This window comes from Burkholderia sp. MSMB1588 (genome assembly GCF_001546925.1).
GTDB classification, from domain to species: domain Bacteria; phylum Pseudomonadota; class Gammaproteobacteria; order Burkholderiales; family Burkholderiaceae; genus Burkholderia; species Burkholderia humptydooensis.
The window spans coordinates 2,827,417-2,852,915 of record NZ_LNJS01000001.1; the positions used below are offsets into that span (position 1 = coordinate 2,827,417).

21 protein-coding genes are annotated in these 25,499 nt (G+C 64.8%); 9 read left to right on the plus strand and 12 right to left on the minus strand.

Annotated elements, in window-relative coordinates:
• The first annotated feature begins 8 nt into the window (after positions 1-8).
• From ureE to ureG, 3 genes are read left to right on the plus strand one after another with little or no spacing between them, the layout of a single operon-like run.
• Positions 9-614, plus strand: coding sequence for an urease accessory protein UreE (gene ureE / locus WS92_RS24625; RefSeq protein ID WP_059931342.1), 606 nt, complete (start codon positions 9-11; stop codon positions 612-614).
• On the plus strand, positions 601-1,281 hold the full coding sequence (locus WS92_RS24630) for an urease accessory protein UreF (protein WP_059931340.1): 681 nt from the start codon (positions 601-603) through the stop codon (positions 1,279-1,281). The genes ureE and WS92_RS24630 overlap by 14 nt, the downstream gene beginning before the upstream one ends.
• A gap of 30 nt (positions 1,282-1,311) precedes the next feature.
• Positions 1,312-1,962, plus strand: coding sequence for an urease accessory protein UreG (gene ureG / locus WS92_RS24635; protein WP_015601222.1), 651 nt, complete (start codon positions 1,312-1,314; stop codon positions 1,960-1,962).
• A gap of 87 nt (positions 1,963-2,049) precedes the next feature.
• Here the strand turns inward: ureG and waaA are convergent, their stop codons facing one another.
• The 4 genes from waaA to WS92_RS24655 all read right to left on the minus strand — a co-directional run bounded on the left by waaA (position 2,050) and on the right by WS92_RS24655 (position 6,977).
• Positions 2,050-3,435, minus strand: a complete 1,386-nt coding sequence (gene waaA / locus WS92_RS24640) for a lipid IV(A) 3-deoxy-D-manno-octulosonic acid transferase (RefSeq protein WP_059931338.1) — start codon at positions 3,433-3,435, stop codon at positions 2,050-2,052.
• Between the two features lie 37 nt (positions 3,436-3,472).
• A complete protein-coding gene (locus tag WS92_RS24645; protein WP_006025527.1) occupies positions 3,473-4,357 on the minus strand; it encodes a Kdo hydroxylase KdoO in 885 nt (294 codons plus the stop codon).
• 25 nt (positions 4,358-4,382) lie between these two features.
• A complete protein-coding gene (gene waaC, locus WS92_RS24650) occupies positions 4,383-5,450 on the minus strand; it encodes a lipopolysaccharide heptosyltransferase I (RefSeq protein ID WP_171845239.1) in 1,068 nt (355 codons plus the stop codon).
• A gap of 108 nt (positions 5,451-5,558) precedes the next feature.
• The gene (locus WS92_RS24655; RefSeq protein ID WP_082743660.1) at positions 5,559-6,977 is read right to left on the minus strand and encodes a phosphomannomutase/phosphoglucomutase; all 1,419 of its coding nucleotides are present in this window, start codon (positions 6,975-6,977) and stop codon (positions 5,559-5,561) included.
• A 156-nt stretch (positions 6,978-7,133) separates the two neighbouring features.
• Here WS92_RS24655 and WS92_RS24660 point away from each other — a divergent pair, with 156 nt between their 5' ends.
• The 5 genes from WS92_RS24660 to WS92_RS24680 are packed head-to-tail and all read left to right on the plus strand — an operon-like array spanning position 7,134 to position 12,664.
• Complete coding sequence (locus tag WS92_RS24660) at positions 7,134-8,468, plus strand: oligosaccharide flippase family protein (protein WP_015600605.1); 1,335 nt, start codon at positions 7,134-7,136, stop codon at positions 8,466-8,468.
• Positions 8,465-9,301 (plus strand): glycosyltransferase, encoded by an 837-nt coding sequence (locus WS92_RS24665; RefSeq protein WP_059931334.1) that lies wholly within the window; start codon positions 8,465-8,467, stop codon positions 9,299-9,301. The genes WS92_RS24660 and WS92_RS24665 overlap by 4 nt, the downstream gene beginning before the upstream one ends.
• A 55-nt stretch (positions 9,302-9,356) precedes the next feature.
• Positions 9,357-10,493 (plus strand): glycosyltransferase family 4 protein, encoded by a 1,137-nt coding sequence (locus WS92_RS24670; RefSeq protein WP_009913369.1) that lies wholly within the window; start codon positions 9,357-9,359, stop codon positions 10,491-10,493.
• 14 nt (positions 10,494-10,507) lie between these two features.
• Positions 10,508-11,530, plus strand: coding sequence for a UDP-glucose 4-epimerase GalE (gene galE / locus WS92_RS24675; protein ID WP_015601200.1), 1,023 nt, complete (start codon positions 10,508-10,510; stop codon positions 11,528-11,530).
• A gap of 27 nt (positions 11,531-11,557) precedes the next feature.
• Positions 11,558-12,664 (plus strand): MraY family glycosyltransferase, encoded by a 1,107-nt coding sequence (locus WS92_RS24680; protein ID WP_059931332.1) that lies wholly within the window; start codon positions 11,558-11,560, stop codon positions 12,662-12,664.
• 118 nt (positions 12,665-12,782) lie between these two features.
• Here WS92_RS24680 and WS92_RS24685 read toward each other — a convergent pair whose 3' ends face one another.
• From WS92_RS24685 to WS92_RS24700, 4 genes are read right to left on the minus strand one after another with little or no spacing between them, the layout of a single operon-like run.
• Positions 12,783-14,687, minus strand: a complete 1,905-nt coding sequence (locus WS92_RS24685) for a polysaccharide biosynthesis protein (RefSeq protein WP_059931330.1) — start codon at positions 14,685-14,687, stop codon at positions 12,783-12,785.
• A 20-nt stretch (positions 14,688-14,707) separates the two neighbouring features.
• Complete coding sequence (locus WS92_RS35225) at positions 14,708-15,721, minus strand: MraY family glycosyltransferase (protein WP_059931328.1); 1,014 nt, start codon at positions 15,719-15,721, stop codon at positions 14,708-14,710.
• Positions 15,722-15,730: 9 nt separating this feature from the next.
• Positions 15,731-16,699, minus strand: a complete 969-nt coding sequence (locus WS92_RS35230) for a UDP-glucose 4-epimerase family protein (RefSeq protein ID WP_009913376.1) — start codon at positions 16,697-16,699, stop codon at positions 15,731-15,733.
• Positions 16,696-17,541 (minus strand): glycosyltransferase family protein, encoded by an 846-nt coding sequence (locus WS92_RS24700; protein WP_059931325.1) that lies wholly within the window; start codon positions 17,539-17,541, stop codon positions 16,696-16,698. The genes WS92_RS35230 and WS92_RS24700 overlap by 4 nt, the downstream gene beginning before the upstream one ends.
• 638 nt (positions 17,542-18,179) lie before the next feature.
• On the opposite strand from WS92_RS24700, the gene WS92_RS24705 reads away from it, so the two are divergent.
• Positions 18,180-18,995, plus strand: a complete 816-nt coding sequence (locus WS92_RS24705) for a sulfotransferase family protein (RefSeq protein ID WP_006025515.1) — start codon at positions 18,180-18,182, stop codon at positions 18,993-18,995.
• 106 nt (positions 18,996-19,101) lie between these two features.
• Here WS92_RS24705 and WS92_RS24710 read toward each other — a convergent pair whose 3' ends face one another.
• From WS92_RS24710 to WS92_RS24725, 4 genes are read right to left on the minus strand one after another with little or no spacing between them, the layout of a single operon-like run.
• On the minus strand, positions 19,102-20,073 hold the full coding sequence (locus tag WS92_RS24710) for a glycosyltransferase family 2 protein (protein WP_009913378.1): 972 nt from the start codon (positions 20,071-20,073) through the stop codon (positions 19,102-19,104).
• Positions 20,074-20,122: 49 nt separating this feature from the next.
• Positions 20,123-20,701: an acyltransferase gene (locus tag WS92_RS24715; RefSeq protein WP_006025513.1), complete on the minus strand. Its 579-nt coding sequence runs from the start codon at positions 20,699-20,701 to the stop codon at positions 20,123-20,125.
• Positions 20,702-20,720: 19 nt separating this feature from the next.
• Positions 20,721-21,956, minus strand: a complete 1,236-nt coding sequence (locus tag WS92_RS24720) for a glycosyltransferase family 4 protein (RefSeq protein ID WP_043282328.1) — start codon at positions 21,954-21,956, stop codon at positions 20,721-20,723.
• A gap of 26 nt (positions 21,957-21,982) precedes the next feature.
• The gene (locus WS92_RS24725) at positions 21,983-25,381 is read right to left on the minus strand and encodes a glycosyltransferase (protein ID WP_059931323.1); all 3,399 of its coding nucleotides are present in this window, start codon (positions 25,379-25,381) and stop codon (positions 21,983-21,985) included.
• Positions 25,382-25,499: the final 118 nt, after the last annotated feature.

Sequence of the window (25,499 nt, forward strand, 5' to 3'; positions counted from 1 at the left end):
GAATCATCATGCGCACGATCGACAAACGCATCGCCCCGAACGTGAAACTCGCCGCGACGCTCGTCGCGCGCGCGCCTGCGCTCACGCTCGCCTATGACGCGCGCTGCCGGAGCCGGCTCGCCGCGACGCTCGACACGGGCGAGGACGTCGCGCTCGTGCTGCCGCGCGGCACCGTATTGCGCGACGGCGACGTGCTTGTCGCCGACGACGGCGCGCTCGTGCGCGTGGCCGCCGCGCACGAGGCCGTGCTGCTCGTGCGCGCGCCCGACGCGCTCACGCTCACGCGCGCCGCGTATCACCTCGGCAACCGCCATACGCCCGTCGAAATCGGCGCGGGCTGCCTGAAGCTCGAATACGATCCGGTGCTGGCCGACATGCTGACGCGGCTCGGCGCGACGATCGAGCGCGCGAACGCGCCGTTCCAGCCGGAGGCCGGCGCGTATGGCGGCGGGCACCGTCACGGGCACGACGCGACGTTCGCCGAGGATTACGCGCTCGCGCAGCAGGTGTTCGACGAGCATCACGGCCACTCGCACGATCACGATCACGATCACGATCACGATCACCAGCATGGTCCGTCCTGCTCGCACGGCCACGGTCATGGACACCGCTGAGCTCGTCGCGCTGCTGCACCTCGCGTCGCCGGCCTTGCCGATCGGCGCGTTCAGCTATTCGCAGGGGCTCGAAGCGGCGCTCGACGCGCCGCTGATTCGCAATACCGACGGCGTGCGCGACTGGATCGCGAGCGGGCTTGCCGACGTGCTCGCGCACGGCGAGCTGCCGTTCCTCGCGCATCAGCTCGCGCGCTGGCACGCGCACGACGCGACGGCGCTCGCCGACGCGAACGAGGAATTCGTCGCGAGCCGCGAATCGTCGGAGCTGCGCCGCGAGACCGAGCAGATGGGCTGGTCGCTCGCGCAGCTTTGCGCATCGCTCGAATGGGGCGACGCCGCGCGCCGCGCGACGCTCGCGTCGATCTCGCCGATCGCGCTGCCGAGCGCGTTCGCGTTCGCCGCCGCCGCGCACGGCGCGACGCCCGACGCGGCGCTCGCCGCGTATGCGTTCGGCTGGGTCGAGAACCAGACGGCCGCCGCGATCAAGGCGGTGCCGCTCGGCCAGCTCGCCGGCCAGAAAATCATCGTCGCGCTGCGCGAGCCGATCCGCGACGCGGTGCGCCGCGCGCTCGCGACGCCGCCCGATGCGATCAACACGTTCGCGCCGCAGCTCGGCATCCTGTCCGCGCGGCACGAATCGCAGTATTCGCGGCTGTTCCGTTCATAAGCACCCCAGAGCATTGTCACGCACCGAATCATGAACGCACCTCGCTCAGCGGCGGCAGCCCGCCGCACGAAGAAGCTCCCGCCGCTGCGCGTCGGCATCGGCGGCCCTGTCGGCTCCGGCAAGACGACGCTCCTCGAAATGCTCTGCAAGGGCATGCGCGAGCGCTACGACCTCGTCGCGATCACGAACGACATCTACACGAAGGAAGACCAGCGCCTCCTGACGATCGCGGGCGCGCTGCCCGAAGAGCGGATCATGGGGGTCGAGACGGGCGGCTGCCCGCACACGGCGATCCGCGAGGATGCGTCGATCAATCTCGAGGCGGTCGACCGGATGCTCGCGCGCTTTCCGGACGCGGACATCGTGTTCATCGAATCCGGCGGCGACAATCTCGCGGCGACGTTCAGCCCCGAGCTGTCGGACCTGACGATCTACGTGATCGACGTCGCGGGCGGCGAGAAGATTCCGCGCAAGGGCGGCCCGGGCATCACGAAATCGGATCTGCTCGTGATCAACAAGACGGACCTCGCGCCGCTCGTCGGCGCGAACCTCGACGTCATGGCGTCCGACACGAAGAAGATGCGCGGCGAGCGCCCGTACGTGATGTGCAATCTGAAGGCGCTCGATGGCGTCGCCGACGTGATCGCATTTATCGAGAAGAAAGGATTGCTGACGGTCTGAGCGCCGAGCATTCGCGCGGCCGCGCCGCACGGCCGCCGCGCGACGCGGCCGCCGAGACGGCATGAATACGGCGCCCGCGCGCGCCGCTCAGTCGATTGCGGCGCCCGCGTCGAGCCCGCCCGCCCCGCCTTCGTCGTTTGCCGCCGACGCGACGCGCGGCGGCGGCAGCAGCGCGTTCAGCACGTCGACGGTGCGCGCCGTCGCGCCGCGATGCCGCGCGGCGAACGCGGCGCCCGCCGCGCCCATCGCGGCGCGGCGCGCGTGATCGGCGAACAGCGCGTCGAGCGTGCGCGCGAGGTCGGCCGGGTCCTGCACTTGCGCGCACGCGCCCGCCGTGACCGCATCGGCCGTCGCCTGCGTGAAGTTGAACACGTGCGGCCCGATCAGCACCGGCACGCCCACCGCGCACGCCTCGATCAGATTCTGGCCGCCGAGCGGCAGCAGGCTGCCGCCGATGAACGCGACGTCGGCGGCCGCATAGTACGCGCCCAGCTCGCCCATCGAATCGCCGAGCAGCACCGAGACATCCGCCGGCAGCGCGGATGCGGCCGGCCGGCCCGCGGCGGCGGCCGTCGCGTCGGCCGCCCATTCGGTGCGGCGCACGAGGCGCTGCCCGCGCCGCTCGGCGAGCGCCGCGACTTCGGCGAAGCGCTGCGGATGACGCGGCACGAGGATCAGCAGCGCGTCCGGCGTCCGCAGCGCCGCGAACGCGTCGAGCACGAGCGCCTCTTCGCCGTCGCGCGTGCTCGCCGCGACCCATACCGGCCGCCCGCCGATCGCCGCGCGCCACGCGCGCCCGCGCGCGGCGAGCTCGGGCGGCGTCGTCATGTCGAATTTCAGATTGCCGAGCACCGCGACGTTGCGCGCACCGAGCGAGCTCAGGCGCTGCGCGTCGGCCGGGCTTTGCGCGAGCACGCGCGAGAAGCCGCCGAACACTTCGCGCGCGGCGGAGCCGAACTTCATCGCACGCCCGAACGAGCGCGCCGACATCCGCGCATTCGTCAGCACGAGCGGCACGTCGGCGCGGCGGCATTCGTCGATGAGCGTCGGCCACACTTCCGTCTCCATCACGAGCCCGAGCGACGGCCGCCATGCATGCAGGAAGCGCCGCACGGCGTGCGGCAGATCGTACGGCAGATAGCAGCGCGACACGCGCTCGCCGAAAATCTGCTCGCCCGTCGCGCGGCCGCTCGGCGTCATGTGCGTGAGCAGCACGTGCACGTCGGGGCGCGCGCGCATCAGCGCGTCGACGAGCGGCTGCGCGGCGCGCGTCTCGCCGACCGACACCGCGTGCACCCAGACGACCGGCGTCGATTCGTCGACGTGGCGCGCGAGCGCGCGCCCCGCCCCGAAGCCGAAGCGCTCGCCGACGTGCTCGCGATAGCCGCGCTCCTTGCGCGAGCGCCACAGAAGGCGCAGCACCGCGAGCGGCGCGATCAGCCACCACAGCGCGCGATAGATCGCCCTCAGCATCGCGCGGCGGCTCCGGCGGCGAACCAGTCGCGCGCGCTCAAACGAGGGCCCTGCCCTGCAGACGCTCGAGAATGCCGAGCGGCGCGCGCTCCGGGCGAACCATCGCGCCGACCGGCAGGAAGAAGGTCTGCTCGAGCATGAACTGGCCGGACATCACCGCGTGCGACGCCTGATCGGAGAAACACACCCACACGCTGCCCGACGGAAACGGCATCGTCTGCTGCGGGCTGTTCTTCTGGTAGTCGAGATCGGCCTTCATGCTGTCGTGCAGGTTCAGCATCAGGTGGTCGTACGCGCTTCTGCGCGACTTCGTCACGTGCAGCAGTTCGAGCAGCCGCGCGGAGCCCGGCAACTGCGGCTTGATGTGCGGCAAAAAGCGCTTCGCGACGGCCTCGAACGGCTCGCCGACGCGCCACACGCGCGGCACGCCCGCCGGATTCACGTTCGTGAACACGCGCAGGATCCGCTCGCCGTAGTTCGGCCGCGACGGAAACGCATCGACGTGCAGCCGGCTGTCGTCCTTGCGCCACGACGTCTGGCGCGTCTCGACCTGCATCAGGCGCAGGCTCGTCGGCGCGACGCGCAGCTTGCCGCGGTACTCGGGAAAGAGCCCGTCGACGAGCATGCCCGCCTGCTGCTGGAAGCGCGCGATCAGCGCGCGCACGGCCGACTGCGTGACCGCGTCGCCCGCCACGCCGGCGAGCGTGCCGCCGTTCGGCGCGAGGCTGATGTTCTTGCGCTTCGGATCGGCGAGCGCCGGATCGAGCAGCGCTTCCTCGCCGCCTTCGATCGCGAAGCGCAGGCGCGGAAAGAACAGCACCTTGCCGTCCTCGAGCCCGGCGAGCAGTTGCTCGCGCGGCACGGACAGTTGTTGCCCGCTCCAGTCGGCGGACGCAATTTCGATGATCTGGGATTCGCTCATGATCGCCTGTCGGGATGACTCGGGATTACAAGAGGCCGAACGACGCGAGTGCGTCCTTCGCCTGCGAAAGGGATGGCGGCGCGCCGGCGGTGCCGAGGTTGACGACGTTGGGCGACCAGTAGCCGCCCGTGCGCCAGGCTGTCGCAAAATTGTACAGTTCGACGGTCGGGCGCTTCAGCGCCGCCGCGATGTGGATGAGGCCGGTATCGACGCCGACCGTCGCCGCCGCGCCGTCGATCAAGCCGACGACCGCGGGCAGCGACAGCTTCGGCGGCACGATCGCCGCCGCGCCGAACGCCTTCGCGAGACGCTCGCTCGTCGCGCGCTCGGCGTCGCTGCCCCACGGCAGCACGAGCGACGCGCCGCGCCGCACGAGCGCCTCGCCCAGGCCGGTCCATGCGTCGTCGGGCCACTGCTTGTCGGCGCGCGACGTCGCGTGGACGAACACGACGTACGGCACCGGCAGGTTCAGGTCGAGCGACGCGAGCGCGCGCGCCGCGCCGTGCGTGTCGAGGCCGAAGTCGACCGGATCGCCCGGCGTCGGCGCGGGGTCTCCCAACGCCGCCGCGACGAGCTGCCGCGAGCGCTCGACGACGTGCGTGCGCGGCGCGATCGGCACGCGCCTGTCGTAGAAGAAGCGCACCGGCCACTCGTAGCCGGCGCCGTCGGTGCGGTTGCCGAGGCCGACGAGCGGCCCGCGCGCCCAGCTCGCGACCCACGCGGTCTTGATGAGCCCCTGGCAGTCGATCACGAGGTCGTAGCGCTCTTCGGCCAGGCGCCGCCGGAACGCGCGGATCTCTCGCCACGTCTGCGACGCGCTCAGGCGCTTGCGCCAGCGCCGCAGCGAGAACGGCAGCACGTTGCGCACGCCGTCGACGAGCCGCACGAGATCGGCGAAGCCTTCCTCGACGAGCCAGTCGATCTGCGCATCGGGATGGCGCCGGCGAATATCGGCGATCACCGGCATGTTATGCACGACGTCGCCGAGCGACGACACGCGCACGATCAGAATTTTTTGCACGCTGAAAAAAATGGCCGGCGGCGGCCGGCACAGACCGAAAGGACGGATTTTATCGCGCCGGGCGGCCGGCACAGACAAAAAGCGGCGAACGCACGATTGCGTCGCCGCTTTTTCGACAAGGCTTGCGTCAGCGCAAGCTCGGGCAAGCCGCCCTCGCCGCGTGACGCGCCGCCGTCAGGCTCAGAACGGCAGGTTCGCGTCCGGCTTCGCCGCCTTCAGCGCGCGCCGGAAATCGTCCTGAATTCGCGCGAGCGCCGCGTCGGACGTCGCCTCGAAGCGCAGCACGATCACGGGCGTCGTGTTCGACGAGCGCGCGAGGCCGAAGCCGTCCGGATACTCGACGCGCAGGCCGTCGATCGTCACGACCTCGTCGGCGCCGTCGAACTTCGCGATCGCGCGCAGCTTGTCGATCAGCTTCACGTTCTCGCCTTCGTCGAGCTTCAGTTGCAGCTCGGGTGTCGACACCGCGTTCGGCAAGCCGTTCAGGAGCGCGCTCGGATCGGCCACGCGCGCGAGGATCTCGAGCAGGCGCGCGCCGGTGTAGAGGCCGTCGTCGAAGCCGTACCAGCGATCCTTGAAGAACACGTGGCCGCTCATCTCGCCCGCGAGCGGCGCGCCGGTTTCGCGCAGCTTCGCCTTCACGAGCGAGTGGCCCGTCTTCCACATCAGCGGCTCGCCGCCCTTCTCGCGCACCCAGTGCGCGAGATTGCGCGTGCACTTCACGTCGTAGATGATCTGCGCGCCCGGATTGCGCGACAGCACCTCCTCGGCGAACAGCATCAACTGGCGGTCCGGGTAGATGATCTGGCCGTCCTTCGTGACGACGCCGAGGCGGTCGCCGTCGCCGTCGAACGCGAAGCCGATCTCGGCGTCGGTCGTCTTCAGCTTCGCGATTACGTCCTGCAGGTTCTCCGGGTGCGCCGGGTCCGGATGGTGGTTCGGGAAGTTGCCGTCGATGTCGGTGAAGAGCTCGACGAGCTCGCAGCCGAGCGCCTTGAACAGGCGCGCGGCGAGCGGGCCCGCGACGCCGTTGCCCGCGTCGACGACGAGCTTCAGCGGCCGCGCGAGCCTGATGTCGCCGACGATGCGCTCGACGTATTGATCGGCGACATCGTATTGCTCATACGAACCGTTGCCGGTCTCGAAACGCGCGTCGACGATGCGCTTGTAGAGGCCCTGGATCTGCTCGCCGTAGATCGCGGCGCCGCGCAGGACCATCTTGAAGCCGTTGTAGTCGGGAGGATTGTGGCTGCCCGTGACGACGATGCACGAATCGACGCGGCGCTCGCCGCCCGACAGCGCGAGCGGCACGCTCGCCGCGAAGTAGCCGACAGGCGTCGGCACCATGCCGACGTCGACGACATCGACGCCCGCCGCGCGCAGCCCGTCCGCGAGCGCGCCGACAAGCTCGGGGCCCGACAGCCGGCCGTCGCGCGCGACGACGACCGCGTCGCCGCCCTGCGCGCGCACTTCGCTGCCGAATGCGCGGCCGATCGAGCGCGCGACGCCGGCGTCGAGCGTCTTGCCGATCACGCCCCGAATATCGTATGCCTTGAAGATGGATTGGGAGATCATCGATTCACTCTCTATGTCGTCCATAAAAAATTTGGCCGCCTCAACGCGAATGCGTAAAAAATATCGCCCGAACGGACCGACGAGGGGCAACGCGAGGCCCTGTGGATGCCGGAAGCGAATCCGATCCAACTTATAATCGCTGGTTTCAGCTACGCCGATCGCGCCCATTTTAATGCCTGAATGCTTCATCGCAGCAAAACCGCTCCCGCGGTCGGCCGGCCCGGTCATCTCGCGCACGCTGCCGTGCCGCGCGCGATGCTGAAATCCAGGCTGTCGAACCCCGACGTCGCGAAGGCCGTCGCGAACCTCGCTTGGCTCGGGCTCGAGCGGCTCACGCAGATCGGCGTCGCGATCGTCGTGAGCGGCCTGCTCGCCCGCTACTTCGGCCCCGACGCGTTCGGCAAATGGCAATACGCGAACACGCTCCTGCTCGTGCTCGCGCCGCTCACGTGGGTATGCGGCGCGGAGATCCTCGTGCCGACGATCGTCCAGCGCACGGGCGCGCAACTGGGCGCCGTGCTCGGCAGCGCGTTCGCGCTGCGCTTCGCGGTGTCGGTCGCGGCGCTCGCGCTCACGTGGGCGGCCATCGCCCTGGGCGCGTTCGATCCGCTCGTCGGCGCGATGCTGGCCGGGCTCGCGGTGACGCTCGCGCTGCGCGAGCCGTTCGTCGGCATCGTCAACGCGTGGCTGCAGAGCATGACGTACAGCAAGCCGCAACTGCTCGCGAGCATCGCGGCCGCGCTCGCGAAGATGGCGCTCGTGTGGCTCTTCGTGCGCGCGGCCGCCGCGCCCGCGCGCTTCGGCTGGCTGTGGGCGCTCGAAGCCGCGGCGATCGCGGCCGCGCTGATCTGGTATTACCGCAGCCGCAACGGCGGCGCGCTCGGCTGGCGCGTCGAGCGGCCGCTCGTGCGCGAGTTCGCGACGGCGGGCACCGTGTTCTGGCTCGGCCTCGTCTGCATGTACCTGTTCCTGAAGCTCGACCGGCTGATGCTCGAGCGCTACGTGTCGTTCGCCGAGCTCGGCCGCTACGCGGCCGCGCAGCAACTGAACGAGAACTGGATCACGCTCGCGCTGATGCTCGCGCAGACGATCGCGCCCGCGTTCGTCTACCGCGTGCAGGACGCGCTGCAACTGCGCCGCAACGTGTGGCGCCTGATCGGCATGACGGCCGCGCTGATGGTCGCGGGCGCGCTCGTGCTCGACCTGCTCGCGGGCTTCATCATCCGCAAGGTGTTCGGCCCCGGCTTCGACACGTCGGTCGACGTGTTCCGCTGGGCGGTGTGGCTGTCGGTGCCGGCCGGCATCGAGGCGATCGGCAATCTCGTCGTGCTCAAATATCAGGCAAAGTTCGTGCTGCTCGCGAAATGGTCGATGGCGCTCGCGCTCGCCGCGCTCGTGAACCTGATCGCAATCCCCGCGCTCGGCCTCCACGGCGCGCTCGCGGGCCTCGCCGCCGGCTACCTCGCCGCCGCGTCGGTCAATTTCCACTACATTCGCCTGAAGCTGCGCCCATGACGCCTTCCTCCGCCCCGCCCGGCGCCGCCCGCCCGCTCGACGACGTCGCCGTGCTGATTCCCGCGTACAACGCGCACGACGATCTGCTGCGCACGCTGACGTCGTTGCGCGAGGACGCGCCCGTGCACGTGCTCGTCGTCGACGACGGCAGCACGCCGCCCATCGCCGCTCCCGAGCTGCCGGGGCTGTCGGTCGACGTGCTGCGGATGCCGCAAAACGGCGGAATCGAGCGCGCGCTCGCGGCCGGCATCGACGCGCTCGCCGCGCGCGGCGTGCGCTACGCGGCCCGCATCGATGCGGGCGACCTCGCCGCGCCCGGCCGGCTCGCGAAGCAGCGCGCGTATTTCGACACGCATCCGAACGTCGCGGGCCTCGGCACGTGGGCCCAGGTCGTCGCGCGCGACGGCCGGCCGCTCTTCATGCTGACCCCGAGCGCCGATCCGGCGACGCTGCGCCGCACGCGCTTCCTGCGCTCGCCGTTCGTCCATCCGTCGATGATGCTCGATGTCGCGGCGGTGAAGGAAGTCGGCAACTATCGGATCAAATATCGCGCAGCGGAAGACCTCGATCTTTTTTTACGGTTAATGGAACGCTACGATTGCGCGAATTTGCCGGAGCTCGGCTTGTATTACGAATTGAACGAGGGCGGCATCAGCGCGACGAAGCGGCGGCGGCAGATCGCGTCGACGCTCGCGCTCGCGCTGCGCTACTTCGATCCGCGCAATCCGTGCGATTGGCTCGGCGTCGCGAAAAACCTGCTGCATTTCGTCACGCCCTACTCGACGCTGCAGCGCGCGAAGCGCCTGCTGTTCAACCCGCGCGGCGCGGCGTGACGCGCCGCGCCCCATCGCGTTCGTGCGCGCATCCGATCATTTTTTTCAGCCCGACATGAGTTCCGCTTCCGCCCTGCGCATCGTTCTCGTCTGCAATACCGCGTGGGCGATCCACACGTACCGGCACGGCCTGATCCGCATGCTGATCGCGCGCGGCGCGCAGGTGACGGTGCTCGCGCCGCGCGACCGCACCGTCGAGCCGCTCGTGCGGATGGGCTGCCGCTACGCGGAGCTGCCCGTCGCGTCCAAAGGCACGAGCCCGCGCGAAGACCTGCGCACGCTCGTCGCGCTCTATCGGCACTATCGCGAAATCCGGCCCGATCTCGTGTTCCATTACACGATCAAGCCGAACATCTACGGCTCCGTCGCCGCATGGCTCGCGCGCGTGCCGTCGATCGCGGTGACGACGGGCCTCGGCTACGTGTTCATCCAGAAGAGCCGCGCCGCACGCGTCGCGAAGCAACTGTACCGCTTCGCGTTCCGCTTTCCGCGCGAAGTCTGGTTCCTGAACCGCGACGATCTCGACACGTTCACGCGCGAGCAGCTCCTCGCGCATCCGGCGCGCGCGCGCCTGCTGCACGGCGAAGGCGTCGACCTCGAGCAGTTCGCGCTCGCGCCGCTGCCCGCGCGCGACACGTTCACGTTCGTGCTGATCGGCCGGCTGCTGTGGGACAAGGGCGTGCGCGAATACGTGGACGCGGCGCGCACGCTGCGCGCGCGCTATCCGCACGCACGCTTCGCGCTGCTCGGCCCGGTCGGCGTCGACAATCCGAGCGCGATCTCGCAGGCCGACGTCGACGCGTGGGTGCGCGAAGGCGTGATCGATTATCTCGGCGAGGCGCACGACGTGCGGCCGCACATCGCCGGCGCCGACTGCGTCGTGCTGCCTTCGTATCGCGAGGGCGTGCCGCGCACGCTGATGGAGGCGTCCGCGATGGGCCGGCCGATCGTCGCGACCGACGTGCCGGGCTGCCGCGACGTCGTCGCCGACGGCAGCACGGGCCTTCTGTGCGCGGCCCGCGACAGCGCGAGCCTCGCCGCGCAGCTCGCGCGGATGCTCGACATGAGCGCGGCCGAGCGGCGCGCGATGGGCGAGCGCGGCCGGGAGAAGGTCGTCGCGGAATTCGACGAAGCGAAGGTCGTCGACCGTTATCATCAGACCATTTCCGCCCTGACGGGCATCACACTTTGACGGAGCAATCAGCAATGAGCACGAAGGGCACGATCCTCGTCACCGGCGGCGCGGGCTATATCGGTTCGCACACCGCCGTCGAACTGCTCGAGCACGGCTACGACGTCGTGATCGCCGACAATCTCGTCAACAGCAAGCGCGAGGCGATCGCGCGGATCGAGAAGATCACCGGCAAGACGCCCGCGTTCCACGAAGTCGACGTGAGCGACGAGCGCGCGCTCGCGCGGATCTTCGACGCGCATCCGATCACGGCCGCGATTCACTTCGCGGCGCTGAAGGCGGTCGGCGAATCGGTCGCGAAGCCCATCGAGTACTACCGCAACAACCTCGACAGCCTGCTGTCGCTGCTGCGCGTGATGCGCGAGCGCAACGTGAAGCGGATCGTGTTCAGCTCGTCGGCGACCGTGTACGGCGTGCCCGAGCGCTCGCCGATCGACGAGACGTTCCCGCTTTCGGCGACCAACCCGTACGGCCAGACAAAGCTGATGGCCGAACAGATCCTGCGCGACGTCGAAATCGCCGATCCGTCCTGGCGCGTCGCGACGCTGCGCTACTTCAATCCGGTCGGCGCGCACGAGAGCGGCCTCATCGGCGAGGACCCGGCCGGCATTCCGAACAACCTGATGCCGTACGTCGCGCAAGTCGCGGTGGGCAAGCTCGAGAAGCTGCGCGTGTTCGGCAGCGACTACCCGACGCCCGACGGCACCGGCGTGCGCGACTACATCCATGTCGTCGATCTCGCGCGCGGCCACATCGCGGCGCTCGACGCGCTCGAGCGCCGCGACGCGAGCCTCACCGTCAACCTCGGCACGGGCCGCGGCTACAGCGTGCTCGAAGTCGTGCGCGCGTTCGAGAAGGCCTCGGGGCGGCCCGTGCCGTACGAGCTCGTCGCGCGCCGCCCGGGCGACGTCGCCGAGTGCTACGCGAACCCCGCCGCGGCGGCCGAGGTGATCGGCTGGAAGGCCGAACGCGACCTCGACCGGATGTGCGCGGACCATTGGCGCTGGCAGGAAAACAACCCGCGCGGTTTTGTATAATCCGCTGTCCAATTTCCGGGCACGCCCATGCTCAGCTTCGCCGTCGGCTTCATCGTCTCGCTTCTCGTCACGCTGCTCATCGTCCGCTATGCGCATCTGCACGAGAAATTCTCGATCGACAACGATCTTGCCGGCGTGCAGAAATTCCATGCGCGACCGGTGCCGCGCGTGGGCGGCATCGGCATCCTGATCGGGCTCGTTGCCGCGACGGCGCTGCTGTCGCGCCGCTACCCGGCGATCGCGGGCGGCATCCTCGGGCTCGCCGCGTGCGGGCTGCCCGCCTTCGCGTCCGGGCTGATCGAAGACTTGACGAAGAAAGTGACGCCCGCGGTGCGGCTCGTCTGCACGATGGCGGCCGCGACGCTCGCGTTCGTGCTGATGGGCATCGCGATCACGCGCATCAGCGTGCCGCCCCTCGACTTCCTGCTCAGCTACAAGGCGATTTCGGCCGCGGTCACGGTGCTCGCCGTCGCCGCGCTCGCGAATGCGGTCAACATCATCGACGGCTTCAACGGCCTCGCATCGATGGTCGCGTTCATGATGTTCGCATCGCTCGCGTACGTCGCGTTCCAGGTGGGCGACCCGATCGTGATGTCCGGCTCGATCGTGATGATGGGCGCGATCATGGGCTTTTTCATCTGGAACTTCCCGGCGGGCCTCATCTTCCTCGGCGACGGCGGCGCGTACTTCATCGGCTTCATGCTCGCCGAGCTCGCGATCTCGCTCGTGATGCGGCACCGCGAAGTGTCCGCGTGGTACCCGGTGCTGCTCTTCATGTACCCGATCTTCGAGACCTGCTTCTCGATCTACCGGAAGAAATTCGTTCGCGGGATGTCGCCGGGCATCCCGGACGGCGTGCACTTGCACATGCTCGTCTACAAGCGGCTGATGCGCTGGGCGGTCGGCACGCGCGCCGCGCACGAGCTCACGCGCCGGAACTCGCTGACGTCACCGTATCTGTGGCTGCTCTGCCTCATCGCGGTGGTTCCCGCGACGCTCTTCTGGCAGCACACGATCCACCTGTTCGCGTTCGTCATCGTGTTCGCGCTCACTTACGTGTGGCTCTACGTGAGCATCGTGCGGTTCAAGTCGCCGAGGTGGATGGTGATTCGCAAGCAGCGGCCGAAGCGGTGACGCGGCGCGGGCAAAACGGCGGGCGATGAAAAAAGCGCGAATCGATTTTTCGACTCGCGCTTTTTTCATGGAGCGGCCCGTTCTGAACGAGCGCGGGCTTCGCGCGCCGCCCGGCTCTTCAGCGTCCGGCCTCGCGCCCGATGCCGACGACGAGCCCGTTGCCCGTCGGCACGCTCTGCAGCGTCGGGCCGACGGCCGGCTGATACTCGGGCACCCAGCGCCGCAGATCGCGCCGCACTTCGTCGTCGCTCAGCACGCGGTGCTGCATCAGCCACGGCAGCAGCTCGTCGAGCAGATGATCGGGCACCTCGCGCGCCTTCGCGGTGCGCAGCTTCGGATGCGGCGTGCGGGTGGTCGTCTCGTCGTCGGCGAGCAGCTCCTCGTAGAGCTTCTCGCCCGGACGCAGTCCGCTGAACTCGATGCGGATGTGGTCCTCGGTAAAGCCGTACAGGCGAATCAGGTCGCGCGCGAGATCGACGATCTTCACCGGCTCGCCCATGTCGAGGATGAAGATCTCGCCGCCCTGCCCCATGCTCGACGCCTGCAGCACGAGCTGAGACGCCTCGGGAATCGTCATGAAGAAGCGCGTGATCTCCGGATGCGTGACCGTCACCGGGCCGCCCTTCGCGATCTGCTGCTGGAATTTCGGAATCACGCTGCCCGCGCTGCCGAGCACGTTGCCGAAGCGCACCGTCTCGAACTGCGTGCGCGCGCTCGTCTGCTGCAGCGCCTGACAGGCCATCTCGGCGAGGCGCTTGCTCGCGCCCATCACGTTCGTCGGGTTCACGGCCTTGTCGGTCGAGATCAGCACGAAATGCTTGACGTCATGACGAATCGCCGCGCGCGCGACGCGATAGGTGCCGAGCACGTTGTTGCGCAGCGCCTGCCATGCGTTGAGCTCCTCCATCAGCGGCACGTGCTTGTACGCGGCCGCATGGAACACGATGTACGGCGCGTAGCGCGACATCACCTGGTCGAGCAGCAGCGAATCCTTCGCATCGCCGATGATCGGCACGACGGGCAGATCGGGGAAGCGCTCGCGCAGCTCTTCCGTGAGCCGATACATCGCGTATTCAGACAGGTCGAACGCGATCAGTTGCGCGGGCTGGAACTTCAGGATCTGGCGGCACAGCTCCGAGCCGATCGAGCCGCCCGCGCCCGTCACCATCACGACACGGCCGCGCAGCAGCGCTTCGACGTGCGGCGTGTCGATCGTCACGGCCTCGCGGCCGAGCAGGTCTTCGAGGTCGATCTGGCGGATCTGCGACAGGATGCCCTGGCCGGGCATCAGCGCGGTCAGCGACGGCAATACCATCGCCTTGACGCCGGCGCGCACGCAGAGGGTGGCGACGCGGCGCTGCGCTTCGACCGATGCGGACGGGATCGCGATGATCGCGTATTCGACCTTCGCGGTCCCGGCCCAGTGCGCGACTTCGCTAATGGGGCCAAGCACCTTGTAGCCGTAGACTTCGCGCCCGTGCTTCGCTGAGTCGTCGTCGAGCAGGCCGGCGAGACGCCATTCGCCGGAACGCGACAGCTCGCGCGCGAGGCTCGCGCCCGCAGAACCCGCACCGAGCACGAGGACCGGCTTACCCTGGCCCACGAGTCCGCCGTACAGGTAAAACTCCTTCGTCGTGCGATAAAGCGCACGGGCACCGCCCATTGCCAGGAACAACAGCATCGGCGTCAGCACGAGCACCGAACGCGGGATGATCGGCGCAGGTTGCAACATGACGGCACCGATCATCACAATCAAGCTGCCGAATATGACCGCTTTGGAAATCCGTACCAAGTCGGGCAAACTCGCGAACACCCAAAGGCCACGGTAGAGCCCAAACACATGAAACATCACCCCATACACTGGGATGATCCAGGCGAGCGCGATTAGTCCACCGGACAGGAACTCTCCCGGAACGGAACCATTGAATCTGACAAGATAAGCAATCAGCCATGCGCCGCAAACTGCCGTCAAGTCGAACAAGAATGCGCTTAGCGACAGCCACGATGCTTTTGGTCTAATCATAAGTGGCAAACCTCATATAGCTATTTTGTTTTCGCTGCGGATACGTGATGCCATCGGAGATCAATCGCGGCACCGACAATCGCCAGTACGCCGTACCACAGGCAGAACACGGCCCATTGCTTGCATGTCGATCGGCCCAACGCCCACAGTGCCGCGGCGATACCGACGCACATGATGACGTATGCACACTCCGCCATACGCGCATGTCCGACGCCCGAACGAATCACCCGCTGATAGTAATGCTCGCGATGCGCTTGCCAAAACTTCTCACCTCGTAACAAACGTCTCAGTAATGTTACGGATGCGTCACATATAAAGGGAGCAAACACCATGGCCGGAAACCAGATCGGCCATGCACTCGTGCGCCACCCCCAGTAGCCGAACGCGCCCGCGAGGAAGCCGACGGAAATAGATCCGGCATCGCCGAGAAAGAGTTTCGCCGGGTGAAAGTTCAACCACAGGAACCCCCCTGCCGCTCCCGCGATCGCTGCGGATGCGAGCGCAAGTCCCGGTGACGAATTCGGCGCCAGAAACGCCGCGGCTGAATAAGCACCGAAGCCGAACAGCGTCATGCCACCCGCCAGTCCGTCCGCGCCATCCATGAAATTATAGAGATTGATGAGCCATAACATCAGAAAAGCAACGAGCGTCAGCCACCACCACGGCGCCAAAGCCGGATACGCGAGCATCAATATCGCCACCGCCAAGAGATGTCCAGCGAATCGCACGCGCGCAGACAAGCCTCGGCGATCATCGACTTGAGACATGGTTGCGAGTCCCAATGTGAGCAAGGCGATCACCCAAAGTTCGGGGGTGAAGAGCATCATGGCCGCAACCGACATCGGCACGACCCCCCATCCGCCGACGCGCGGCGTCGGACGAACATGAAGCGAACGGTCATTGGGGATGTCGGTCGCCAAGCGCCACGCAAGACCGGTCGCCAGCAAACCACGCAAGATCGCAGCGCACACCGCCGCTGCGCACAGGAAAATTCCAATGGCGCCCAGCCACGGAGAAACCAAACCATTCAGCATGACGGAATTCTACTCGGGAGAACAAGTGGTTCGATACCATCGAGCGGTCGCACACAAACCTTCACGTGTAGAAAATGGGGGGCGCCAGTCGAGCGTGCGACGTATCAGCGATGCATCTACGCGAAGACTGCCGGTCAGCCGCTCGATTTGCGGCGTGCGTCCCATCACGCGCCCCAACAGGTACAGCGCTCGCGTTGGCACTGGAAAGAGTCGTGCTGGCTTGTTCAACTGCTCGCCAACAATTTTCAGCAGATCCGTCACCGTCGGTGCGTCGTCGTCGGCCACATGAAAGGTGCAATTGGCTGCTCTCGGATCGTCCACGCAGCATGTCAGCACATCGGCGAGATTACCAACGTACAAGAGGCTGCGCCGTGCGCTGATCATTCCAAGCGGCAGTGGAACGCCACGCGCAACTACACGCATGAGACTCAAGAAATTCGCCCGCACGCCCGGCCCATAGACGAGTGGTGGACGGATGATCACAATCTCCATTCCGGACGCTCGCCCGAGCTGTCGCAGCGCCTCTTCCGCTTTCCACTTCGAACGCCCATAGGCATCTTCGGGGCGCGGCTCGGCGTCTTCGGTCAACGGCACGCCGCCGTCGCGTTCCGCCACCGCCTTGATGCTACTCACGAACACGAAGCGGCGTGCGCCCAGTTGGCGAGCAGCACGTGCGATCCGCAATGTTCCAGCCACGTTGGTCGCGTCGAAAGCTGCCTGTGGATCGCGCACGCCATCCCGCATGACATGTACACGGGCAGCTAGGTGGACGACGCAGTCGATCACCTCGCCCGACCGAAATGCATTGTCATCGAGACCGACGAAATCGGCGCGATCGTCAACCCATTCCACTACGCCATGAACGCAACCGCCCGCCCGTCTGACGAGTCCTGTCACGTGATGTCCGCGATTCAGAAGGGACTCACACGCCGCACGCCCCACAAAACCGTTCGCGCCAGTCACGAGAATTCGACTCACCACCATCTCCAGCCGAAACGATTAAAGAACTTAAATGCCGACGCGACAAACAAGCGGACGTGCAACCATCCCTTACGAGCCGCCCCTCCGCCGTAATGCACGATGCGCACGTCGGGAACATAGGCGACGCGCGTCACGTCGTGCGCGCGCAAGCTGAGATCATAGTCCTCGAAATAAAGGAAGTAGCGCGCATCGAAGCCAGCAAGCCATTTGAGCACGTCCGTTCGAAACAACATGAAACAACCGCTGACGATCGGCGGTTCCCAAACGACGTCCCGCTCGTTGATCCGATCACGCATCTCATACCGCGCAAGACGCGCGCCGAATGGCTTTCGCAAACGAACCGGCAGGAAACCGCGCACAAAAAGATCGAGGACAGTCGGAACACGTCGACAAAGATATTGAATGTGCCCGTCCTCGCCTGCAATGAAAGGGGACAACAAGCCGAGAGCGGGATGACGGTCGAAGAAGTCAAGCGAACACGCCAGCGCATCGTTATCGAGATCGATATCCGGATTCAGGATGAGGTGATACCCGCTGTCGATCTGATCGATTGCAAGATTGTGCCCGCATCCATAGCCGACATTGCCGTGTCCTGACAGGACTGCGCTGCCGATGCCGTGATCGCGCAGCAAATCTGACGCCGGAGAGAGATCATGTGCGCCGCCGTTGTCCACGAGGTAGACGAAGATCGGCAATGCTGGCCACCGGCTGCGAAGTCTGTCGACGGCAACGCACAGACTGTACGCGGTCCGCATCAACACTGTCATGTCCGGCCGGTACACGACGATCGATATGGTCAATCCCCGCCCAAATCCGGGCTGCAACGTGGAGACAGTCATTTCAGAATCAGGAAAACTCGCCCCTTGCCAATTGGCAGGCGAGTCATGCATCGAAAATGCAAGTTTGATGAAAAGTCGCGAAACGAGCAAGCCGGCTCACGCTCGACAAGCGCCCTCTACGCACCCAGTCCAGTGGCAAGAAATCTCGTAAGCGCTCGTCAGAACATCGCACGAGCCCGCTCACGATTGATTACACGCCATACGCCCGCACCGGATGCCAACACAAATTCCAAAACCGTTACAGTTGTTACAATCCGCGAATTTCATTATGAAAAATTACAAAACGTCATCATCTCTCCAACCGCGCTACACTACGAAGACGATTAGCTTCAACACCATCGGGCGCCGCCCGCCGTAAGGACTAGACGCTATGGTCGCCATGTCTCGGCGGCGCAGTTAAGTGGATTAGGCTTGCACGTCACTCGTTCAGCATGCCCAACTCCGGAACGTCATGTCGCTCGACACAGCCGCGTCGAGCGGCGCGCTTCCGAGCGGACATGTCTGCGGTGTCGGTTGGAATTTGCGCCATCCCGACTTTTACGAAGCAAGCTGCCTCCGGCTGCGCCGTTCGCCCGAAGCGCTCCCCGCGCCGGAGATCGAATCCCATTCCCAAATCCCTCTAGATAGTCAGCAACATAATGTTCATCCTGTTCGGCTCGCCGAGATCGGGCACCACCCTCTTCAAAGAATCCCTCAATCTCCACAGTGCGATATTCATTCCGAATCAAACCACGTTCATCAGCCCGGTCGCTCACGTCATCGGCTGCATCAGCGATTGGCCGGCCGCGCGCAAAATCATCGCCGAGATCATTGTCTCGACCGATGACTACCGCGAAGTGCTTGAGCCGTACATCTCGGTTCAGGAAGTCGAAGCCGTGCTTGCGCAAGCCGAACCGACGCTCGCGGGCGTCCTGTCAGCGATCTACGGCCGCATCGCAAGCAACACGGGCAAACACGTCTGCGGCGACAAGACCCCGGACGACCTGCTGTCCATCCGTAAGCTCGAACAGGTCGGCCTGCTCAACTCAAATCTCAAGTTCATCCACATCGTCCGCGACGTTCGCGGCGCGATGGCATCGCTGAGAAATGTGACGTGGGCCCCCCAGGGGATCGACGAGTACTTTCCCCGCCTCTGGAACTACACCAACCTGCATCTTTTCAAAGCGATGCAGGGGCGAACGAACTATCTGCTCGTTCGCTACGAAGACCTCGTGTCCGATCCGCGCATCGCACTATCGTGCACTACGTTTTTCCTCGGCCTGCCGTTCGAGGAAAACATGCTCGACAATACGCAACGAGCGCCTGTGTTGCGCAACGATCAGAGCCATCTGAACCTGTCGCAGCCCTTCCTCAAGGAACGGGCGCAGTCCTGGCAAAACGAACTCCCGCCAGAGATCAACCGTCATTGCGTCACCACGGCGGCCGAGGCAATGGCAGCATTCGGCTACCTCTGAGCGTGCGCGTTGGCAAGGCCACGGCGCCAACGCGCCCTCGCCTTGCTGCGCCACCAATGACACCGTTTACGCTCACGAGCCGACGGCATCGATCACGCTCCAATAGTCAACCAATTACCGTCGATCCAAAGGCTTCCGCGTGACGCGGGTCGATGGCGTATTCGTAGAATGCCGCCCGTGTCGGAAAGGCTGGCAGCGTCGTCTGAAAGAAGCACAGCAGTTCCGTCATGCCCTTGTTGTCGAGAAAACGCTTGAACGCGGCCAGATCCGCCGCGCCCAACTCGGCGGAAAAGAGCCTCGGACCGGACATTGCCAACGCTTGGGCAATCACGGCCGCAATTTCGATCCGTACTTTGCTCAGATCTTCCTTGATCGTATTGCGCTCGTGCACTCGGTAGACAATATGCTCATGATCGCCATCGACACACACTGAACTGTGTGCAAACGCAAACATCAGGAAATCGAGGTCATGGCAGTACCGCAACGGCTGGAAACCACCCGCAGCTTGCCACAGCGCACGGTCGAACACCATGTTCGACGTCGTCGCGACAAAATTCTCGTTCAGGAGCGCCAGTTGAGCAAGCTTAGTGTCGTCGAGGAACTGCTGCGCCCGCCTCAGCCAATCGATCGCGGCGCCGCTATGCTGCCTAACGCCGTTGTCATCCATGATGCTGACTCGCCCCGCAATGAGACCGACGCCGGGTTGCTCGCGCACGATCGCTCTGCAACGCGCGAGTTTGGTAGGTACAAAAACGTCGTCGGAGTTGAGAACAGCGACAAAGTCACCACGGCTCAAGCCAATCGCGCGATTGATCGTGTTATGCGCTCCAGCGTTGTCTTGTCGATACGCCTTCGCCTTTGGAATCTTCGACAGCACGCGCTGCGCGATGTCAAAGCCGTTGTCGGACGAACCGTCGTCGATCAGAATGATCTCGTCGGCCTGCGACGTCTGCGACAGCACGCTATCCAGCGCGCTTTCGATGTAACGGGCATGATTGTAGAGAGGGATCACGACCGAGATGGTGGCGGCCTCTACTGCTCCCGCAGAGGTCGCACGACAGAATCGGAAAATCGACATATTCGTCAATCAGTATATGCTGACCGGTCGCAAGCGGCCGGTGCTTCGTTCATTGAATATCGGTATCGAAGAACGGGAAGTAGCGCGATCGGTAGTGCAAATCTCTCGTTCGTTCCTTGATGAAGCGCGCGGGATTTCCGCCGACGATCGTATAAGGCGCCACGTCACGCGTCACGACCGCCCCCGCACCGACAACCGCCCCTTCGCCGATGTGTACGCCGGGACAAATGATCGCGCGCGCGCCGATCCACGCGTGATCCTCGATCACCACCGGTTTGCATAGACACACGAAATCCGGATTCTGCGGATCGTGCGTCAAGGTCTGGATCAACGTGTAGTGTGAAATGTTGACGTTGTTCCCGATCGTCAGCGGCACGCGGCCGTCGAGATACGTGTAGCGGTTGACGACGGTGTTGTCGCCGATCGAGATGTGATAGCCGGTAACGAAGCATCCCATCGCAATGCTCGAATCCCGGCCGATCCGCACCTGGCAGAATCGCCGCAAAAACCAATGCCGGATGCGATACGGCATGTAGTTCATGAAGAGGTGATTGCCGAGATAAAAACACACTGCCGGCTTGAAACGCCAGCGGACGAAACGGCAGAACGACTTCAACGAATGGATCATGCGCCCCCTCTCACGCCGCTCAGCGATTCGCGGCCTTCACTGCGCCCTCGATGATTTCCTCGTACCGCTTGACGATATTCGCGAAATCGAATCGCTCATAGATCTTGCAACGACCAAGCATGCCGCGCTTTTGCCACACGTCGGCATTCGATGCCATCTCGTCCATCGCATCGGCAAGGCGCGGAGCGATCGCATACTGCCGAGGCACATAGGCAAGTTCATCCAGCAGTTTCGAGTTCAGGTTCGGCGTATCGCCGTATTCGTTTGGAATCAGTATGCCAATATCGCCGTTCTCGATCACTTCCGCCGACGCGCCGGTGTCGGTCAGGATCATCGGCTTTTGATAGAACATCGCCTCGTTCATTGCGATGCTCCACCCTTCGATGAACGACGGCAGAAGAAAAGCATCCGCCATTCGATGCACGTCCTCGACATCGGGGAAATAACCCGGCATCAGAATATGCTGCTCGAGTCCATGTTCGACAAGATACTGGCGCAGCGCGTCAACGTGCGGCGGGAAGATAACATTGCCAAAGCACAGTATCTTTACGTCCCGTCGGCGCTTCAGCAAATGGCGCATCGCATCCGCCATCACGTAGTGCCCCTTGTGCAAATTGTAGGACGCAACGTTCGCGAAGACGTAATCCGTGTCGGCGAGACCTAGCTGCGCACGTGTCAGCTTTGCCGGTTTCCTCTCCCTCGCTTCGTGCTCCGAAAGGATCAACCCGTTCGGCACGGTCACGACCTTGCTCTCCGATACGCCGAGCTTCTGCACCGCGTAACGCGTCGCATTTTTCGAGACCGACACGTAGCGGTCCACGTACCGGTCGTTGCTCGCGAACGACTGCGCCTGCGCGTCCGAAAAGAACGCGTAAACATTGTGGATGAACGTGATGTTCGGAATGCCGAGCCGCGCGAACAGCGGATAACCGGTATCCGAGAAGTGAGACATCGAGACATCTGCGGTCAATTCACGGAGCACGCGCTCGTACGCCGCAAGCGTGTTCGAAGACGGCAGACCGACCACCGTCAAACCAGCGTCGCGCGCAACAGCGCCGAGATGCCCAACCTTGCCCGGCGTGACGATCGTTACGTCGAATCGGTTTCTATCGAATGCGATCGCCGAGTCGAGCACCACTTTTTCAAGACCGCCTTTATCGAACGACGCCAATTCGATCACGACGCCGAGTCGGCCGTCCGAACGCGGGCGACGCTGCGGCGGCTTACGAAACATTGAAAGCAAGGAGCGCAACATGAATGTGAATGAAGTCCAGTATTTCGTCAGTGAATATCGAACGCGTTCGACCGGAGTTTGCGGGAGCCCGCCTTGACTCCGATGGAGTCGAGCAAACCCGACAACAGGTTCGCGACGCTCTCCACGGAATACTCGGCGGCCGCCGCCACAAAGCCGGCATCGGCGACATGCTGCCAAAGCTGGCGATCTTCGTACAGTTTCACGATCGCATCGGCGATCTCCTCCGCGCCGTCGCCCTCGAGCACCTGCTCGCCAGCGACGAGCCCCATCCCCTCGCTCGCCACCTTGCTCAGTACGCACGGTAGCCCGTGCAATAGACTGGACACAACCTTGCCTTTGATTCCTGCACCGAAACGCAGCGGCGCGACTGAAACTCGCGCGGCGTCCATCACTTCTCCAAGGTTCTCCACGAAACCGACGATCGTCACGCCGGCGACAGGGTTATCGAGCGTGCGCACTTCATCTGTCGTGCCGCTACCCACGATGCGCAATTCCGCATCCGGCAAACGGCGGCGCACGAGCGGCCAAATGTCCTTTACCAGGAACTTCACGGCATCGACGTTGGGACGGTGAGCAAAACCGCCGACAAACAGCACGCCCGAGCGCTCGTCGAACGAACGGGTCGACCGAGTAGGCAAGCGCGGAATCGGAATTCGATGTACGTTCGCGTCCGGCACGATGTCTCTGAGGATGTCGCCCTCGAGGCGACTGACGACGATCGTCGCGTCGGCCTCGGACACCGCCTGAATCTCCGCTCGCCGCAACAGCAGCGCCTCTTCGAGAGCCTCCGGCGAACGCTCGAGAATCGCCGCTCGCTCTTCCCGCAGATAATGCAAGTCGACTGTGCCGAACACGATCTTGATACCCGGCACATCATGGCGAAGCGGCTCGATCACGTGTCGCGCGACAATGATGCGCTGTGCGATCACAACCGCGGCGCCCTTCGCTTCTTCTGTCACGAGACGATTGAGCGACGGAAGATCGGTAGCATATTGCACGCGCACGCCCCAGCGCCGAAGCGCGTCCGCATAGCTTTCGACTGGCGTCTGCTCGAAGGCCGCGATGAAACTTACGTCGAATCCGAACTCGCGGAAGATGCGCATGTACCAGTACGCGTCGACCGATCCGGAGTCTTGATCGGGCTTCGGCACGAACGCATCGACGATCACGATCTTCGGACGATGCGGCAGCGGCAGCACGTCACCGAACGCCCGATCAACGCGGAACAATTTTTCGTAACGCTGCCGAAGCGACCAGCGTTGATGCGCATCATCCCATGTAGAACTGACGGGAACGTCGGCGCACTCGTCCGGACCATGTGCGGTAAACCGCGCGAACGGCTGCAGATACGTATTCGCACCGCGCTTGGCGAGTTCGAGCGCAATCAACACAAGACCAGTCGAAACCGGCGGCACATGATCGAACGCGCTTGCGATATCGTCCCAGATGCGCTTGCGGATTGCAATGATCCCGGGGCTCGCCGCCCTCACCGGAACGACGGTGCGAATCAACGGGTTGTCCGCCGCCAAGCCGACGCCGAACGGCTTCATCCGAGCGCTCGCATCGACAACGGCGCCTGCCGCCCGCACCTGCCCGAGCCTGTTGAGCACGAGCCCTGTCACGGCCGCCGCATCGGGAAAGCGCGCGAAGACCTCGTCAATCGCCTCAAGCCAACCGGGATGTGCAGCGAGATCTTCCGAAATCAACACGACGAATGCCTCGTCCGGCGACGCGATGAACTCGGCCAGCGTGGCGAGCGACATCCCCGCCTCCACGATCGCAAGTGCGCGGACCCCACTGTCGGCCACGAGCCGCGCGTCGGCTGGACCGGCCAGCAATACCTGGAACGGAACCGACGTCGTATGCTGACTCAACGCAGCGAGACAGTGGTCGAGCGCCTTGCCGCGACCGGTCGATTGAACGACCACGATCGCGCGCGGCACGGCAGATTGCTCGAATCGACGCAGCGTGCTCGCCGATACGGCGGTGGATGTGACGGCCTCGGCGACACGGCCTCCCGGACCAGCATCCGAACGTGCCGCAGCTTGCCGCTGGCGAGCCGTGCGCAGACGCCGCGCAGCAAAACGCAACGGTTTCGTGACGCGCCAAGAGGCCGAGCGGAAAATCATGTCGGCTTGTTGGCGCAGACCTTCGTTCTCACGCAGCAGCGCCGCTATCGAAGGCTCAATCGCGGGTTCAGCCGCCGGCCCGGCAGCAGACGCGTGCAGCGAACCAACCCCACCCGCGTTCGCGCGCTTCACATACCTCGCCATTTCGTCGACTTGCGACAGCAGCTGCCTCGACACTTCTTTCTGCTCAGCGAGCGCATTCAGCACTTCCCGAACGGGCATTGCATCGGCAGGCTGCGCGACGACAACCGCCCGAGGCACATCGCCCCCCCCCCTCAGGCGGCCCAGTTCGCTCGTGAGCTTCGCGATCTGCGCGTTGCCCTCGATGATGACTTCATTAAGTCTCACGGTTTCGACCGTTAGACGACCGATTTCCGCATCGCGCTTAAGCACCTCTTCGGTCAGTCTGACAGTGTCGGCCACCAGACGGCCGATTTCGTCAGCACGGCTCATCGTCTCGGTCGTCAAGCGCACGATCTCGGCGCCTTGGGCGCCGATCTGATCGTTGCGGGCGTTGTCGTAACGGCCGAATGACACGCCGCCGTCCAGGAGATCGTCGCCCGGCTCCGGAATCGGGCCGTCGGATGCGATCGCGATGAAATAGACCGGATCCACGACGCCGAGCGTCGAACGATATTCGCCGATCGAAGTTTCCGACCAGCAATGGATCTCGCGTGCGCCCACCCTCCCTTCTCGCTGCAGCACGGAACCCGCGATCGGCTTCTGCTCGAAGAGAACGAAATGCTTGAATCCACTCTTCAACCATTCGACGAACTCGTCGCGATCAAGTTCGCGTACGTGATATTCGTTCGGCGGCGCACCCGGCGGCGAATAGATCGGTCGATTGGGTGTCGAAATGATCATCAGACCATTGGGTTTCAGCACGCGACGGGCCTCGCGCATGAAAGCCTCGTGCTCACGGAAATGCTCTAGCGTCTCGAACGAATTGAGTATGTCGACCGAAGCATCCGGCAGCGGGATGCTTGTCGCGCTACCGTATTCGAATCGCAAATTGGCCTGGTCGCCATACCTGACGCGTGCGTTCTGTACGGCTCGCGCGTCGATATCGACGCCGATCACGGACTTCGCAGCTTGCGCGAGCAGTGCCGACCCATAGCCCTCCCCGGATGCGATGTCGAGCACATCCTTGCCCGCGCAGAGCCCCGTCGAGAAGAGATAGCGATGATAGTGCTCGTATTGAATCGGGCCGCCTACCCCTGGCAGATAACGCTCACCGGTAAACTCGTGGCCGTTTTCTGCACCTTTGAATCGAAACCTTCGGGCTTGCATTGTCATGTTGAAAAATCCTGCTCTACTAACTGGCGTAGCCTGGATGAACTGATCTCATTATTTGCTCCGCGGTCCTCCGCTGGTAGCGGCGACAATCACGCGACGCGATCGAATCCGCCCGTCA